Genomic DNA, 14,828 nt, shown 5'->3' on the forward strand with positions numbered 1-14,828 from the left:
TTGGGGGGGGGGGGGGGGTGGGGAGGAGGGGGCCCCCTCCCCTCTGTCCGACCCGGGGGGTGGGCGGCCCCGAACCCCCTCCCCCCCCCCACACTCGTTGCCAAGGAGATGTAGTGATCCACGTCTACACCGGCCCCACGCTGGCCAGTGACGCACCGGTGCTGTGCAGCCCGCCCGTGAGGGTCCACCCCCCGGCACGGCACGGCGACCTGTTCGATCCGGCAATCACCGAGGGCGACACCGTCGTGGTGATCGACGGTGCCTACCACCAGGCGCCCGCGCTGCGGCACAAAGAGATCCTTGCCGCTTTGGCCAGGGGGATCCGCGTCTACGGCGCCGCGTCGATCGGGGCGCCGCTGCGGGCGGTGGAGCTCGCTCCGTACGGCATGACTGGTATTGGGCGGGTCTACCACTCATACGCCAGCGGAGAAGTTGTGGGGGATGACGAGGTGGCCGTCGGTCAGCATCCTGACGGCGCATACGAGCGGCTGACGTGGCCGCTGGTCAATCTGCGCGAGGTCCTGCGGCAGGCGGTGTCCGACCGGATCCTGGACACCCAACGGGCGGGCGAGCTCCTGGGGGAGTGGGGCGCCGTCTACTACCCGCAGCGCACCCTTGATGCTGTCCGCTCCGCATCCCGCCGCCTGGGGGCCCACGCGTTCGAGCGGTGGCTGATGGCGCGGCTCGCCGCCGATGAGCACTTCGGCGATGTGAAGCGCGCCGATGCCATCGAGGCCGTCACCGTGGCCTGCGCCGCCGCACGACCACAACCCTGCGCTGCTTCGGCCGGCTGCTGGGACACGGTCTACTACCGGCGATGGGCTTGCTTGTTCACCCCTTCGTCGACGGGGGAGGGGATGCTGCCGATCGGTCTGCGCCTCTCGTACCAGCGGCTCTTCGACCCCGATTTTCCCACGGCGTGGCGGGCCTGGCTCGAGCACCTTTCCCGTCACCCTCACCCGGAAACGGTCGATGAGGCCATGCCGCTGGCGAGCCGTGTACACCAGGTGGCTCCTGGGGCTGCCACGGTGCCGCCGCACCTCGTCTTCCGGCCAGAGCCCGACCTGAGCGATCCGACGACCAGGGCGTTGCTGCTGATGCGGGAGACGTCATCCGACCGGACGGCGATCAAGCGCTACCTCGACGCCAACCACGATGCCCGCACCAATGACGGGCTCTGCCTGGAGGCGATCAGCGCTGCGGCGGCCCGCCACACCCTGCAGCGCCTGTGGAAGACCGGTCCGGACGCGGTGGCCGGGCATGCTGCCACCTGCGGCTACCGCACCCCCCAACGGGCTCTGGACGAACTGAAGGTGTTCATGACCGGGCTCCTGCTGGACCAGAACCGGCTCCACGCGGCGGTGACCCGGTGACCGCGACCGTTCTGCGCCTGGAAGGCACCGTGCGGGCCCGCAGCCCTCAGGACACCTGGGACTCCCTGCAACCCCTGCTGGCGGACTTCGGGATCACCCGGGTCGCCCGGCTGACCGGCCTCGACTGCCTGGGGTGGCCGGTGTGGACGGCGATCCGGCCCGCAGCGCAGACGCTCACCGCCACGCAGGGCAAGGGCGCTACCGACCTGCTGGCGAAGATCTCCGCCGTGATGGAGAGCATCGAGTTGTGGCACGCGGAGCGGCCGCCGCGCATCGCCCTCAAAGCCGCGGCCGCCGATCTCGACCTGCCCTATCCTCTGAGTGCCCTTCCGCTCCACCAGCACCATCCGGACCTGGCAGCGGTGGAGGTCGACTGGGTGACGTGCACCGGTGTCCTGACCGGCAAGCCCACCCTCCTGCCGGCCGGTCTGATCCACCGCGGCGCGGCACGCCGCCTGTGGGAGCCGGACCTGTGGCACACCACCAGCACCGGACTCGCCTGCGGGAACAGCCGCAACGAAGCTGTCCTGCACGCCCTGTTCGAGGTGATCGAACGCGACGTACTCGCCGCAGGCGATCCACCCAACGCGGCCAACCGCCTGCTGATCCACCCCGCGACGGTCGACGACCGTTACTGCCGACAGCTCCTGGACTCCCTGTACCAGGCGGGCATGGAGGTGGAGATCAGCGCAGTCGAAAGTATTTACGGCCTGCCGGTGTGCCTGGCCTTCGTGTGGAGCGAGGACTTCCCGCTCTGGTTCGCCAGCTCCGGCTGCCACACCACAGCATCCATCGCCCTGTCGCGCGCGCTCACCGAAGCGATGCAATCCAGGCTGACCTGCATCGCCGGGACCCGCGACGACCTCCCCTCCCACGAAGAGGTCTTCACCGCCGCCCCTCAGCCCAGGCCTGCACCCGCACCCGGCCACCGGCTCGAATGGAACACCGTCATGAGCGACGTACAGCCACCGCTGAGCGCAGGCTTCGCGGAGCAGGTCGCGGCCGTGGCCCGGCGGGTGGAGAAGGCCACCGGTTACGAGCCGCTGGTCGTCGACCTTTCCGACCCCGCCTCGCCGATCGCCGCGGTAAAGGTGATCTGCCCCGGCACCCGCTCCCGGCTCACCCGGGCGGTGCCCCGGTGAACGCCGAACAGCAGCTGCAGGACGGATTCGACGCCTTCCACCTGGCCCGCTCCCAGACCCGGCTGGTGTCCCGCCTGCACGCCAAGGCCCTGGGCGATGACTACCCGGCCGGTCTGGGCACTCACAGCTCCTGCGACCGAGCGCTGCTCACCACCCTGACCAGGCGGCTGGACGTGCGCCGCGGTCAGCGTCTGCTGGATGCCGGATGCGGCGCCGGCGGCATCGGCCTGTGGCTCGCCCGCACCCTTCAGACCCGGCTGCTCGGCATCGACATCTCGCCCGTCGCCACCCACCTCGCCACCCGGCGCGCCCGCCTCTTTCTCGACGCCGGCCGCGCCGCCTTCTACACCGCCGCTCTGTCGGACCTACCTTTCCCCGACCAGCATGTGCACGGCATCGTCTGCGTGGATGTCCTCTCCTTCGCCCCGGACCGCACCGCGGCGCTGCGTGAGCTGCACCGCGTCCTGCGCCCGGCAGGCCGGGCCGTCATCACCCGGGCGGTACGCCACGACACCCCCGCTGCGTCGGTCGACCAGTCGGCGCGCGAAGCCGGATTCGAGCTGGAACACGTGGACGAGCGCCCCGGGGAACCCGCCGCATGGGGCCGCCTCTACCAACTGTGGATCTCCCACGAAATGGAGCTGCGCCGTGTACTTGGTGACGAGCAGGCCGGCCGGATGCTCGCCGAAGCCCACCGGATGCTGCCCCGCTTGCCTGACCGTCGCGCCCTGGTCCTCACCTTGCGCCGCCCGATTCACGAGGGCCGATAGGCTCCAGCGACCGTCCAGGAAGGAAGATGCGTCATGAGGTTCGCGGTGCTGTCCGCCGGATCGTGGGGCACCACGTACGCGGCCGTTCTCGCCGACGCGGGCAACGACGTGCTCATCCACGCCCGCCGACCCGAGATCGCCGACGCGATCAACACCAGGCACGAGAACCCCGCCTACCTTCCCGGGATCTCCTTGCCGCACGCCCTGCGGGCCACCACCGATCCCGCCCAGGCACTTTCCGGCGTGGACGCAGCGGTCATCTCCATCCCCGCGCAATCCCTGCGCGCCAACCTCGCCGCCTGGGCCCCGCACATTGATGAGCGCACCGCCGTGGTCAGCCTCATGAAGGGGATCGAGACCGACACCGGCAAACGCATGAGCGAAGTCATCCAAGAGACGGCCGCACTCCCCGCTGAACGAATCGCCGTGCTCTCCGGCCCGAACCTGGCCCGGGAGATCGCGGCGAAGCAGCCCGCAGCCTCCGTCATCGCCAGCACCAACCAAGACCTCGCCCAAGCCCTCCAGTCCGCCTCCGCCACCCAGCACTTCCGCCCCTACACCAACACCGACGTCGTCGGCTGCGAACTCGGCGGCGCGGTCAAGAACGTCATCGCCCTCGCCACCGGCCTGGCCGCCGGACTGGGACTCGGCGACAACGCCACCGCCCTCCTCATGACCCGCGGCCTGGCCGAAACCGCCCGCCTCGGAGCTGTTCTCGGCGCCGACCCACTTACCTTCGCGGGCCTCGCCGGAGTTGGAGACCTCGTCGCAACCTGCGCCTCCCCGCTCTCGCGCAACCGCACGTTCGGCACCCACCTCGGCCAGGGCATGACCGTGGCCGAGGCAACCGCGGCGACATCGCAGACCGCCGAGGGCGTGAAGTCGGCCGCGGCTCTGCTGTCCCTCGCCCGCCGCCATCAGGTGGACATGCCCATCACCGAGGTGGTCGTCAACGTCATCGACGCCCAGCTCACCGCCAGAGAGGCGGCTGAGCTGCTCATGTCCCGCACCCCGAAGCCAGAGCTGTACACGTCGACAGCGCGCTGAGTACTTGACTCTGCCGGACGCTTCTGCACCGAACGAGGGTGCCTGGCGGGGGGATCTGTCGACATCATGTTCGGCAACAACAAGGGCTGCCGCGCCCCACGCGCGGAGGTTGGGGAGGACGCGAGGACATGACCGTTGACGCCAGGCACGACCTGTTGCGCGAGCTCGCCGAGCTACAGCGCGAGTCCGACCGGCTGCGCGTGGCCACCGCGGCTCGACTCACGTTCGAGGACGTCGTCGCCCGACATGACGAGATCCAGAAGACGGGGGACAGCTCGCAGAAGGCCGCCGAGGTCCGCGAGGAGGCCGCGGCGTACCTCAGTGGCCGCAGGGCAGTTCCGCTGGCGGTTCGCTCAGCCGAGCTGATTGCCCACGCCCGCCGCCGGATCGATGTGCTCGGCCGCCTCGCCGAGGCAGGGATCGAGGGCGCTGCCGAGGGCGTCGCCGAGGCCGAGGCCGAGCTTGCCGAGGAACTGCGCAAGGGCCCGGCCCACAGCTGACAGAACCGACAACGCCCGGCCCCTCGATGGGGCCGCTGTCGGGGGCCTGTTCGTGCCGTCGGCTGCCATGCGGGTACAAACATGGCGTTGGTGTGGGCGGGGGTGGTGGAGCAGGCGCGGAGGATCGCTGCGGGGTACGACTCGCGGGTGACGCTGCGCCAGAGACGCGGCTGTTCTACCGGCTGTGTGCGGCGGGAGTGATCCCGAACCGGCCCGCTGCGTACCGCAAACTCTCGGCGAAGCTCGCCGAGAGCGTCCGTGCTGGACACGGCCCGGAGCTGGTGGATCTGACCCGGAACATCCACGTGGCGCCCAGCTGGCCCGACGCCGGCGCGGCGCTCGCCGACCTGGCCGACACCTTCCGCCTCGACCGCTCCCGCAACCAGCCGGTGGCCCTCTACCTGTGTTCGGAGAAGGACACGCTCCGGGTGCTCTTTGAGGAATGGGTGGGGGAGCTGGGGATCCCGGTACTGGTGTCGCGTGGTTACGGCAGCGAGAGCTACCTGCGCCTGGTGCGGGAGCGCGCTCTGGCCGAGCAGCGCCCCCGGATTCTTGCGTACGTTGGCGACGCCGATGCGAGCGGCGAGGACTGCATGCGGGACTTCGTCGGGCGCACCCGCTGCTGGGACCAGATTGAGCACCTGGCGCTCACCGTTGATCAGGCCCAGGAGCAGGGCTTGCTGGCGGCAGTGGGCAAGGTGGCGGATCCGCGCTGGCCGGCCTTCGCCCGCCGCCATGATCTCGACCCCGGTCATGCTGTTCAGTGGGAGGCGGAGGCCCTCGACCCCGCCGAGCTGCACGGCCTGGTGCTCGATGCCGTCGACCGGTACCTCGACCGGGACATCCTTACCGCCGTGCTTGCCGAGGAGCTGCGCCAGCGCCGCGATCTCGATGCCTTCCGCCGGGCCTGGACCGATCGCACCCCCTGACGGCGCCCTTTGGACGGGGCCGGGCCAGGGTGTGGAACGTCGCGCAATTCTCCTGACTGAAGATCACGAACCTCCCCGTAGCGAAGAGTCCAGGCCGGGAAGGCGCACCGATCACGCTTGCCTGGCTTTTGCCGGGGGCAGCGGAAGCCGGTGGTGGGCTTTGATAGAGGCGGCTGCCTGCCGGGGGATGGCAAGGTGGATGCCGTCGAGGAGTTGGCGGGCTTTGGTGTACGCGGCGTGGCGCTCATGTTCGCTGCCGCCGTGGGCGAGGGCGCGCTCAAGCAGCGCCCGCGCCCGGTTGACGACGGCACGCTCGCTCGGTGGCAGGTGGTGGGTGCCTGTCTTGGCCGGGCATCTGCACCGCAGTGTCCCGGCGGGACGTTCAGCCAGCCATGCTTCTCCGCTGCGCACCAGAACGGTGCCAGGCGACGAGCACCACCCCGAAGAAACCCGTGACGCTGAGCACACAGAGTGCGCAAAAGGCCCAGGCACCCGCCACCACGAGCCGGTCCGTGTGGAGCTCGAACTCGCCATAACCTCCGAGAGCCGTAAAAGAACACGCCCGCAGGGATCAAGCACTCCGACAGCACGAAGCCCGAAGCGACCATGGTGCCCAGGCCGGTGAGGATGGTGCTGATTCCGATGATGTTGGTGACCAAGGCCACTGTGTCATTCACGGCGACTCCTTCCTCCACATGAACGCCCCCGCTCGAAGGCGCTGTAGGAATTCTGGTCGGTGTGCACAGCCCAGCGGGCCCATCACCCAGAATTGGCCCCGCCCGACCCGATCTTCGCCAACGCCGATACCCGCAAATGCACCCTCGCTCGACGCGGGACTGCTCGGCATGGAGAACCTTCTCAAGGGGATCACTCCACCCCAGTGATCTGCGGCGGGGCCCGGTCACCGGGGGACGGCCGGGCCCTCGACCTCGCGGCCGCGCATCCGGGTCTTGCGTACGCGCTCGCGGCCGTCGCTCGATGAGGCGGATCACCATGTCGAGGTCGGGCCCGTACAGCCCACCAAGGACCGGGGCTTGGGTGCTCACCCCGTAGCGCTGGGCCTGGGTTCCTGCCGGGGTGCTGAACAGTGCGGGGTCGGCGCTCAGGCCCACGTCCCGCCGGAGTGGTCGAACCCGTTGTCGAAGCCGCGCAGGACGGGGTCGAGCTCCTGGGCGGCACCGCACAGGGTGCACAGCTGCACGCCTGGTTTCTCGGCCTGGGTGAGGGCCTGGTCCAGCGAGAGGACGGGGGCGCCGGTGGGGGCTTCGGTGCAGTCGGGCGCATGGAGGACCGCTCGGCCGGGGCGGCGGCCGTTGCCCAGCCGGGTGAGAACCCATCCTGCTGGTCGTCCGGTGGGTGTGTCGGGGATGTGGTCCGGCAGGTGGGTGGTGGCTACGTTCGCGTAGGAGGTGCCGTCGAGGGGGCGGACGTGGGCGGGGGCTTCGACCCAGACCCGGTATTCGGCGGCTTCGACCTGGCCCTGGTCGGTGTTGCGGTAGGCGGGCAGGCCGACGTCGTAGAGCCAGCCGCCGGGGACCTGGGAGCGCGCGTAGAGGCGCGCGGTGATCTCCTGCCCGTCGGGCAGGACGACCCGCACAGGCGCGGGCGGGCGGCCGGTCTGGTCGGTGATGGCTCATTCCTCCCACTTACGGGGCCGTGTCGAGCCCACCCCCGTATTCGAACAGCAGTATGATTCATGTGTGGCTGAAAACTACCTGTTCCCTGACGATCTCCGCGAGGCCCAGCGCCGGCTGCACGAGGCGCAGGCCGCCTACGCGCGGCACTGCGCGACGCTGCCGTGGTCGGCGGTGCCTGCCGAGGGCTGGAAGACGGGCGAGCAGCAGTTCAGCGGCTACCGCCGCGAGGTCCCGGCGACCGAGGGGTACACGCCGGAGCAGCGGGCGGAGGACGAGCGGCTGCGGGCCCTGGTGCTGGAGCTGTCCATCCAGGGGATGTGCCACCTGTTCTGGAGCACCTTCCGTGCCGAGGACAGGGTCGATGCCCGCCAGGCGCTCAAGCAGATCACCCGCCTGGCCGTCGCCGAGAGCGGTGGAGAGGACCGGGACCATGACCGAGGTGTCGAGGGCCCGCCGACTGCCGCAGCCTGACCCTGCGACCGACTTCCAGGTGGTGGCGGCCGCACCGGGCGACGGGCCAGTGGAGGCGCCGCCGTGGCGGCCCGAGCTGGGGCCCGCGCCCACCGTCATGGTGTGGCCCCCGGGGCGCACTCCGGCCCTGCTGATGCGGGCAGGCGGGCGGTGGCGTTACGCGTCCGTCCACGCCCGGCATGCGTATCCCGATGGCCGGGTGGCCTACATGGTCACGGTCGATCTGACCGGGCGCCTTGAGGTGGTGTACCGGACGTACTGGTGGCCTCAGCCCGGTCTGCGCGTGGCCCACGGCAGCACGATGGAGCCCGTACCGCCTGACGGGCGCCACCACCTGCAGGCAGCGATGCCCGCAGCACCGCCCCGCTCCATCCGCCCCCGGCCTGGCCCTCGTGGGGGTGACGGGGCGGGTGGAGCGGCATAGCCTCGTGATCCGTCCCCGGGGGGCTCGGGAGGCCCTCTATGCCGCGCACCATCTGGAAGGGCGCCATCAGCTTCGGCCTGGTCAGTTCTCTGAACTCTGAGGCGTGCTCGGCTGGGGTCGGTCCAGGGCAGGGGGTGGTGTCGCTTTGCACCGTGCGTGAGCAGAGAGGGCGTCGCGCATGCAGGACGCGGCCGGTCCTGCTGGGTTGTCAGTGGGTGTTGGCATGATCATCACCATGAATCGCACACGTACTACCCCGCCACGGCCGGTTGATATCGGCGCGGTCTTTCCCGCGCTGGCCCCGCTGGCCCGCCCGGCGGTCCGGCTGCACCCGCGTCCCGGCTCTCCCACGGTGCACGACAGCTCGATCGGCGGGCCCTTGTTGTGGCCCGCACAGCAACCGTGGATGTACTGCCGCATCGGGCATGAATGGAGTAACCCCATGGTGCCCGTGGCCCAGCTGTACGCGCGGGACATACCCCTGCTGCGGCCGCCCGGGCGGAGCGACCTGCTGCAGGTCCTGTGGTGCCCCTCGGAGCACGATCCCGACTCAAGTATTCCGATCGAGGTGTCCTGGCGGACCGCCGCGGATGTCACCGACGCGCTGGCCGCGCCGCCCGAGCCGTTCGAAGCGGACGAGTACCTCTACATACCCAAGCCTTGCGTACTCGCGCCGGAACAGATCACCGAGTACCCCAATCTCGGGGAACTCCCCAAGGAGCTGAGAGAGCAGATCAAGGACCCAGCGCTCTGGCAGGCAGCGGGCATCGTGGTCGACGAGGCCGACCCGCAGCAGCTTTATGACGACACGCTGTCCCACGCCCCCGGCTGGAAGATCGGTGGCTGGTCCCGCTGGGGACTGACCGACCCCGTGCCGCGGTTCTGTGTGGCCTGCGGGACCGCGATGGTGCCTCTGCTGACCATCGCCTCGTCCGAATGGGAGCGCAACCACACGAGTTGGATCCCTTACGAGGAGCAGCCCGCAGGCGCGCCCGACGACATCTGGTTCAATCCGCCCGGGATCACGGTGCTGGACGCCAACCGCCTGCAGTTGTACGCCTGCCCGGCGAACGGAGGCCACCCGCACACCAGCCTGGTCCAGTGAGGGGCTGCCACTTCTTCCTCCACGCTGAATGATCACCCTTGCCGGGCCGCTCGCGGCGTCGGCAGACCGAGCAGGACAGGCCCCCCGATGCCGCCGAGTCGATCTGGCCAGTCTTGGCCTCGGCGCCGACGAGGCTGACGCGGAGCCCTTCGATCTCGCCGAGCCAGCCTTCCCGCTCGACCTCGGCGATCGGGTCGAGGAGTTGTCGCGCATCTCCACCAGCCGGCCGCGCTGGGCGGGGTCGGGGCGCAGGAGGGGGCATCGGCACAGGCGTGCTCGGGGATGCAGGCAGTGCCATAGGCGCGGGCGCTGGTGCCGACAAAGAGCTTGCGGCGTTCGAAGCGGCCCGGGACGGCGTCCTACTCCTCGCTGGTGGGCGGGCCGGTATTCCCCGCCCCGGCGCAGAGCACGGCGGCGGGTGAGGAAGGCGCGGTGGGCTTCGATCGCCTCGGTGGGGTGGATGGCTAAGGGTGGGCTCGGGTGTTGAAAATCGCGGAATGCCCCTGCCGTGGAAACTGCGGGCGAGGGTCACAGGTAGTCGAAGAAGCGGGTCCACCACGTCGGGGGATAGTCGGGCGGGTAGTAGGACGCGTCCCCCGGCAGGACATCCGATGCCACCGCGACGCGTGGATCGGGCACGGGATCCTCGCCGCGGAGACTGACCGGGCCGCGGTCTTCCAGGACCGCTGGGGCCTCTGCGGCTCAGGCCCGCCGGCGCGACCGGGACCGGCGACGCGTAGGCGCCGGTCTTACCGCTCCTCACTGCTGGCGGAGTGGAGTACGGCCGCCGCGATCTCCCGCACGCGCTCCCGGGTGATCCCCATGCGCTGTTCCACGGCGAGGGGATGGTCGGTGGGTTCGAGCTCGACGAAGGGGCGCTCACCGACCGGGCGGGTGTGGAGGCGTGTCTTCAGGTTGAGGGTCGTGGCCGGGTAGACCGGCAGGTCGGAGGTGAGCCAGCCGCCACCTTCCCCTCCTGCTGCGCGAAGTCTTCGACCTGCCGCCGAACCCTGGTGACACGCCCATCCACCATCGGCTGCATAGCCTCCACGCCGATCGGCAGACCCGCCTCGCCCAAGAAGTCGCCCAGGCCGAAGAGCGCGTCCTCTCCCCCTTCGTCGGCACCCCACCTCTTGCCACGTCGGCTGAATGTCTCGTCAGCGGCACCAGCCACGGCGCCCCCGACGATCCCGACCATCAGCCACACCTCGCCGCTCTCTCCCGCCTCGGCGAACGCACCGTCCGCATCATGGGGCTCTACCAGCAACCCACCGGCGAACGCTCCTGGGACCCCGAAGGCACTCCCCCCGCCGACCTCACCGCCTACCACCCCCACATCCACCCCGACTCCCACCGTCACCAGCAGCGCGACATCCTCCTCAACACCGTCCCCCTACGGATGTCTTGGTTCCGAGGAACACAGGCTTTCCCGGACCCCGCCACGTGGACCATCCCCCACGCACCCGCCTTGAAGAACCAGCCCGTCCTGCTCCTCACCCCCCAGGGCCGGGCCATCGACACGCGGCTCACCCACCGGCTCGTCTACAGCCCCGCCACCGGCCTGTCGCGCATGTGAATTCCCATAGCAGCCATTACATTTCCCTCATCCCGCCCGGCCGGGAATCGCCCCGGAGTTTTCGCATGCCAGACTCCGCACCCCGCACGCCCGGGGACATGACACACCCGTCCCTCGGACACCGCTGCCTGCAAGTCAAGAAACGGCAAAGGGCCTGCAACGGGACAGGTCAGGAAGTGTCCACCCCGCACGCCCGGGGATCCACCGACCCGCCCCTGTACGTGCCCGACTCAACCCCCGCCCACCCCGCACGCCCGGGGATCCACCGTCGTTGGTCAGCGACGCCTTCAGCTCGCCCTTGTCCACCCCGCACGCCCGGGGATCCACCGTCGCGTCTCGCGGCGGCCGTGGAGGCCGAGACGTCCACCCCGCACGCCCGGGGATCCACCGACGCACCCGTGCCTTACGGGCCTTCCGCTGGTGTCCACCCCGCACGCCCGGGGATCCACCGCCCTCTGCCGGCGCATGGCCCGCGCCGCAGCCGTCCACCCCGCACGCCCGGGGGATCCACCGAACAGTGTTTCGCCGGTGCGTAGCCAGTCCGAGTTGCCGCCAACTTGAAGTTCCAGGTCAAAGGGCTGGTGTGATCGGTCCTCGGGGTACTCGTGCTGGTCGTGGGCGGGAGTCTGAGGAGAAGATCATCCGTCAGCGGTTGACTTCGAGGTTCGTCAGGACGAGCAGAGCGCGCAGGAGTTTGGTGGCCCGGGCGGGGTCGCTACGGAGCTTGGTGAGGATCCGCCAGTTCTTGAGGTGGGCGAAGCCGTGCTCGACCGGTGCGCGTCCGACGGCGAGGACGCGGTTGGCATCTTTCTGGCCTGGGGTGAGCTTGTGGGTGCGGTTGGCGGCGTAGCCGGTGACGATCACGGGGTCGCGGATGTCGTTGTCCAGGCCGCGGAAGCCGAGATCGGCCAACGCCCCGAGGCCGGCCGCGCGCAGGTGGGCCAGGATGTGGTCGTGGCGGGCGGCGGTGTTGTCGTGGGTGCGGCCGGGCCGGGCGGCGGATACCCAGATCAGGCGGCCCTTCTCATCGGTCAGCGCGAGGAAATGCAGGCCATGGCTGCGGTGCTTGCCGGAATAGTTCCGTCTGTCGGCCCTCCCGGTGCGACGCTGGGTGCGGATGAGGGTGCCGTCGATCAGGACCACCTCCCCGCCCTGCTTGGCGACCTTCATCAGGGCTCGGTCCAGGCGCGGCGCCTGGGCGGCGAGCAGTCCGATCAGCTCGTCGCGCCAGCGGCGGACGGTGGACTCGGATACGTCGTTGCCGCCGGCCATGTCGGCCAGGCGCTGGTCGTGGCGCAGCACGGCCAGGACGATCACCGCGATCTTCCCCGGCGGTAGGATCCGTCACCTGGACCGAATCGCCTTCAGATGGCGTCGCAGTAGATCGGCGAGGTGGTTGACGGTGCGGGTGGCCTGCGGCAGACGGCACTGGTAGACAAGCGAGCAGGTGTCCTTGGCGCGCTCTTTGGTATTCGTCACACAATTCCAACGGCCGCCGGGGGCAACCCGGTTACGCCTGTGCCGAGGCGCTCCGAGTGGCGGCGCTCCCGGTCACAGGCGAGTGGTGAACCGGCCGTCGGGCAGTTTCCGGAGCCAGCCGCGATCGACGAGTCTGACCAGCTTCCCGCGCAATGGTTCGAGTTTGGCCTTCACGCTGACGTCCACTCCCACCGCTTCGCCGACCTCGCGAGCCATGACCGGTCCGGCGGCCTGTCGCACGGCGGCGAGGATGCGCTGGTAGTCCGGCGGGAGAATGGCCTCCTCCAGACCCGACGTGCGGTGCGGAATTAGCATCACCGCCTGCCCACCCACTTGCCCGGGCATCGGCGCGGCCGAGGCGCGTTCGCCGGCGAGCTGTTCGCTCACCCGTTCAAGGACCCGCTCGGCGACGGCGAGTTCGTCCCGCTCGGCCCGCACCTCCGCAAGCTGCTTGGCCAGCAGTTCTTCGAGTTCGTCCAGTTCCGCGCGCCGCGCGGTGATCCGTTCCAGCAGCTCAGGGTCCAGCATGCACAGGATCGTAGAGGGCCGTCCGGCCCCAGCGGGCAGGAACCGGAATGCGCTCGGGCTTCGGAGTTGGGCAGGGGGCCGACTCGCTGTCAGTGCGCCCAAGGCAGACGAACCGTCTCGATTTCAGAGTCGTTCAGCAACGCGTTGATGAGGGCTGGGGGCCCGGCGACCTTGGTGGCCCACAGGTCGTAGTCGGTGCACAGGACCCAGGAGCGGTCATCTGCCCAAAGGTTGGACGGGCTGAAATCTGCGTCGGAGTGATCGTAGAGGATCTCGGCGTCGCCGAGCCGACCCGCACGCACGTGAAGGTTGTCGAAGTCGATGGCTCCGAGTATCAGTGGGTTGTAGTAGGCCAGGCAGCGAGTGTCCGGGCCTGCGGGGCTGTAGTGGGTGAGGATGCCGATCAGCCGGTTCCAGGTCTCACGGTCCAGGCTCCCCTCGGTCGGCGGGACCACACCCATCGGCCAGCTGCCCTCCTTCTTGGCCGAGGGAAGGCAGCGGTAGGAGGGCATCAGCCCGTCGGGCACGACCGGGTCACCAGTCCGCCGGGCAAGCTCGGCCCAGCGCAGCCGTCGCCAGCCGGGACCCGGGTGCTGGGCACGGCCCAGCCCTCCTCCCGTGGCGACGGCCACGGCGTCGACGTCGAGGCCGGCAACGATGTGGGGCAGGGCGCTTCCGTCGGCAAGACGTGCCTGGTGGTACTCGTGATAAGACACATCTTCCGGCCCCTGTTCGTGCTCGTACATGGCATTGAGCACCCACACCGCGTCGGGCATCGCCGGAGGCATGAATCCGGTGAGGCCGTCTCCGCACAGCTCCAGCAGCCAGTCGGTGGCCCCGGACGGCGCAAGCGGCCACAGACTTGACATCAGGTTCGACTGCTCGGACATGTGCTCATGGTCCCAGGTGCGAACCCGCCCTCCCTCGATGGGCCGACATCGTGCTGCCCGAACCTCGCTGACCGACCCCTCCGTGCACCTGCCCGGGATGGCGAGGCGTACCTCGAGAACCAGCAAGCCGTCCGCTGACGAACGATCTACGCCTCAGACCTCCGCCCGCGACCAGCATGAGTACCCCGAGCTCCGGTCACGCCAGCCCTTTGACCTGCGACTTCAAGTTGGCGAAGGCTCAGTGCTCGTCCACCCCGCACGCCCGGGGATCCACCGACCATCGACTCCGTCGCGAAGAATTACAAGCTGTCCACCCCGCACGCCCGGGGATCCACCGCGGCAGCTGTGGCCCGCCCTGCTCGCCACTGCGTCCACCCTGCACGCCCAGGGATCCAGCGATTGCCGGCGCGCTTGATGCTGCCTGGTTCCTGTCGCCCCGGCCCGGGAATCTGTGCCGCGACGCCTCCTACCGCTACGAAGTGCTTGGCGGCACCTATGACGCGGTCCTCAGCTGCCACCGCCCCCTGAACACTATGTACCTCATGGCATGGCCGACCAGGATGCTCCGCTGACGCTGCCAGAGACGCAGGTCAGATACCCACGAGTCAGCCCACCGTTGCCTGCATGCCAGCCGTCGCCCAACCGGGCCGTGCCCCGTGCGGGGAGAGCGGCGCTGTTACTGCTGTGCGTGAGATCTGCGATGAGTGCGGTGTTCTCGTTCAGTGCCTTGAGTGTCCGATGGCTGTCCGCCAGTACCCCGACGTGGACGGCGGGACGGTAGAGCTGGACGTGCGGCGGGCCCCCGTGGTGCTGGTGCCTGCCGGGTTGCGCTGGTGAGTGGCTGGTGATGGCACCGCGATCTGCCTAGGGCCTGTCCGGCGGATCATGTGACTTCCTCGCTCCGAGCTCGTTGACGTGTCCATGGGGCGGGGAGATCTCACGAACGAGGAATGGGCC

16 protein-coding genes, 1 pseudogene and 1 CRISPR repeat array are annotated in these 14,828 nt (G+C 69.7%); of the genes and pseudogenes, 10 read left to right on the forward strand and 7 right to left on the reverse strand.

Translation table 11 applies throughout. The annotated features are described in order from the left end of the window. Positions 1-113: 113 nt before the first annotated feature. The 6 genes from ACZ499_RS31280 to ACZ499_RS31305 all read left to right on the forward strand — a co-directional run bounded on the left by ACZ499_RS31280 (position 114) and on the right by ACZ499_RS31305 (position 5,761). A complete protein-coding gene (locus ACZ499_RS31280; protein WP_468679560.1) occupies positions 114-1,373 on the forward strand; it encodes a TfuA-like protein in 1,260 nt (419 codons plus the stop codon). After that, positions 1,370-2,515 carry a YcaO-like family protein gene (locus tag ACZ499_RS31285; protein WP_468679561.1) on the forward strand — a complete coding sequence of 382 codons (1,146 nt, stop codon included), beginning with the start codon at positions 1,370-1,372 and terminating at the stop codon, positions 2,513-2,515. The genes ACZ499_RS31280 and ACZ499_RS31285 overlap by 4 nt, the downstream gene beginning before the upstream one ends. Continuing rightward, positions 2,512-3,285: a class I SAM-dependent methyltransferase gene (locus ACZ499_RS31290; RefSeq protein WP_468679562.1), complete on the forward strand. Its 774-nt coding sequence runs from the start codon at positions 2,512-2,514 to the stop codon at positions 3,283-3,285. Before ACZ499_RS31285 ends, ACZ499_RS31290 begins: the two co-directional genes overlap by 4 nt. Before the next feature lie 33 nt (positions 3,286-3,318). Beyond that, positions 3,319-4,332 (forward strand): NAD(P)H-dependent glycerol-3-phosphate dehydrogenase, encoded by a 1,014-nt coding sequence (locus tag ACZ499_RS31295; protein ID WP_468679563.1) that lies wholly within the window; start codon positions 3,319-3,321, stop codon positions 4,330-4,332. Between the two features lie 128 nt (positions 4,333-4,460). Further along, positions 4,461-4,832: a hypothetical protein gene (locus ACZ499_RS31300; protein ID WP_468679564.1), complete on the forward strand. Its 372-nt coding sequence runs from the start codon at positions 4,461-4,463 to the stop codon at positions 4,830-4,832. A gap of 197 nt (positions 4,833-5,029) precedes the next feature. Then, on the forward strand, positions 5,030-5,761 hold the full coding sequence (locus ACZ499_RS31305) for a hypothetical protein (RefSeq protein ID WP_468679565.1): 732 nt from the start codon (positions 5,030-5,032) through the stop codon (positions 5,759-5,761). Positions 5,762-5,872: 111 nt separating this feature from the next. On the opposite strand, the gene ACZ499_RS31310 is transcribed toward ACZ499_RS31305, so the two are convergent. Both ACZ499_RS31310 and ACZ499_RS31315 read right to left on the reverse strand, forming a co-directional pair. Beyond that, a complete protein-coding gene (locus ACZ499_RS31310; RefSeq protein WP_468679566.1) occupies positions 5,873-6,295 on the reverse strand; it encodes a DUF2786 domain-containing protein in 423 nt (140 codons plus the stop codon). Between the two features lie 568 nt (positions 6,296-6,863). Then, a complete protein-coding gene (locus ACZ499_RS31315; protein ID WP_468679567.1) occupies positions 6,864-7,358 on the reverse strand; it encodes a DUF6233 domain-containing protein in 495 nt (164 codons plus the stop codon). 103 nt (positions 7,359-7,461) lie between these two features. Between ACZ499_RS31315 and ACZ499_RS31320 the strand changes: the two genes are divergently transcribed. The 3 genes from ACZ499_RS31320 (at position 7,462) to ACZ499_RS31330 (ending at position 9,398) form a co-directional block, all read left to right on the forward strand. Further along, positions 7,462-7,869: a hypothetical protein gene (locus tag ACZ499_RS31320; protein WP_468679568.1), complete on the forward strand. Its 408-nt coding sequence runs from the start codon at positions 7,462-7,464 to the stop codon at positions 7,867-7,869. Then, positions 7,829-8,293 carry a hypothetical protein gene (locus ACZ499_RS31325; protein ID WP_468679569.1) on the forward strand — a complete coding sequence of 155 codons (465 nt, stop codon included), beginning with the start codon at positions 7,829-7,831 and terminating at the stop codon, positions 8,291-8,293. Before ACZ499_RS31320 ends, ACZ499_RS31325 begins: the two co-directional genes overlap by 41 nt. A 442-nt stretch (positions 8,294-8,735) precedes the next feature. Further along, positions 8,736-9,398, forward strand: a complete 663-nt coding sequence (locus tag ACZ499_RS31330) for a hypothetical protein (protein ID WP_468679570.1) — start codon at positions 8,736-8,738, stop codon at positions 9,396-9,398. A 749-nt stretch (positions 9,399-10,147) separates the two neighbouring features. On the opposite strand, the pseudogene ACZ499_RS31335 reads toward ACZ499_RS31330, so the two are convergent. Beyond that, a pseudogene (locus ACZ499_RS31335) lies at positions 10,148-10,360 on the reverse strand (DUF2199 domain-containing protein); the annotation flags it as partial. A 287-nt stretch (positions 10,361-10,647) separates the two neighbouring features. Here ACZ499_RS31335 and ACZ499_RS31340 point away from each other — a divergent pair. Beyond that, positions 10,648-10,974 (forward strand): hypothetical protein, encoded by a 327-nt coding sequence (locus tag ACZ499_RS31340; RefSeq protein ID WP_468679571.1) that lies wholly within the window; start codon positions 10,648-10,650, stop codon positions 10,972-10,974. Positions 10,975-11,152: 178 nt separating this feature from the next. Next, positions 11,153-11,425: a CRISPR direct-repeat array (repeat unit 29 nt; unit sequence GTCCACCCCGCACGCCCGGGGATCCACCG). Positions 11,426-11,619: 194 nt separating this feature from the next. Here ACZ499_RS31340 and ACZ499_RS31345 read toward each other — a convergent pair. The 4 genes from ACZ499_RS31345 to ACZ499_RS31360 all read right to left on the reverse strand — a co-directional run bounded on the left by ACZ499_RS31345 (position 11,620) and on the right by ACZ499_RS31360 (position 13,871). Beyond that, the gene (locus ACZ499_RS31345) at positions 11,620-12,291 is read right to left on the reverse strand and encodes a transposase family protein (protein WP_468679572.1); all 672 of its coding nucleotides are present in this window, start codon (positions 12,289-12,291) and stop codon (positions 11,620-11,622) included. 27 nt (positions 12,292-12,318) lie between these two features. Beyond that, complete coding sequence (locus tag ACZ499_RS31350; protein WP_468679573.1) at positions 12,319-12,453, reverse strand: hypothetical protein; 135 nt, start codon at positions 12,451-12,453, stop codon at positions 12,319-12,321. A 72-nt stretch (positions 12,454-12,525) separates the two neighbouring features. Further along, positions 12,526-12,981 (reverse strand): hypothetical protein, encoded by a 456-nt coding sequence (locus tag ACZ499_RS31355; RefSeq protein WP_468679574.1) that lies wholly within the window; start codon positions 12,979-12,981, stop codon positions 12,526-12,528. Between the two features lie 89 nt (positions 12,982-13,070). After that, the gene (locus ACZ499_RS31360; RefSeq protein WP_468679575.1) at positions 13,071-13,871 is read right to left on the reverse strand and encodes a hypothetical protein; all 801 of its coding nucleotides are present in this window, start codon (positions 13,869-13,871) and stop codon (positions 13,071-13,073) included. Positions 13,872-14,828: the final 957 nt, after the last annotated feature.

This window comes from Streptomyces sp. NPDC031265 (genome assembly GCF_055570295.1).

Coding starts and splice junctions, on each gene's coding strand:
- ACZ499_RS31295 (WP_468679563.1), top strand. CDS start 3,319: ATGAGGTTCGCGGTGCTGTCCGCCGGATCGTGGGGCACCACGTACGCG.
- ACZ499_RS31300 (WP_468679564.1), top strand. CDS start 4,461: ATGACCGTTGACGCCAGGCACGACCTGTTGCGCGAGCTCGCCGAGCTA.
- ACZ499_RS31310 (WP_468679566.1), bottom strand. CDS start 6,295: ATGGCGAGTTCGAGCTCCACACGGACCGGCTCGTGGTGGCGGGTGCCT.
- ACZ499_RS31325 (WP_468679569.1), top strand. CDS start 7,829: ATGACCGAGGTGTCGAGGGCCCGCCGACTGCCGCAGCCTGACCCTGCG.
- ACZ499_RS31330 (WP_468679570.1), top strand. CDS start 8,736: ATGGTGCCCGTGGCCCAGCTGTACGCGCGGGACATACCCCTGCTGCGG.
- ACZ499_RS31340 (WP_468679571.1), top strand. CDS start 10,648: ATGGGGCTCTACCAGCAACCCACCGGCGAACGCTCCTGGGACCCCGAA.
- ACZ499_RS31355 (WP_468679574.1), bottom strand. CDS start 12,981: ATGCTGGACCCTGAGCTGCTGGAACGGATCACCGCGCGGCGCGCGGAA.
- ACZ499_RS31360 (WP_468679575.1), bottom strand. CDS start 13,871: ATGTCCGAGCAGTCGAACCTGATGTCAAGTCTGTGGCCGCTTGCGCCG.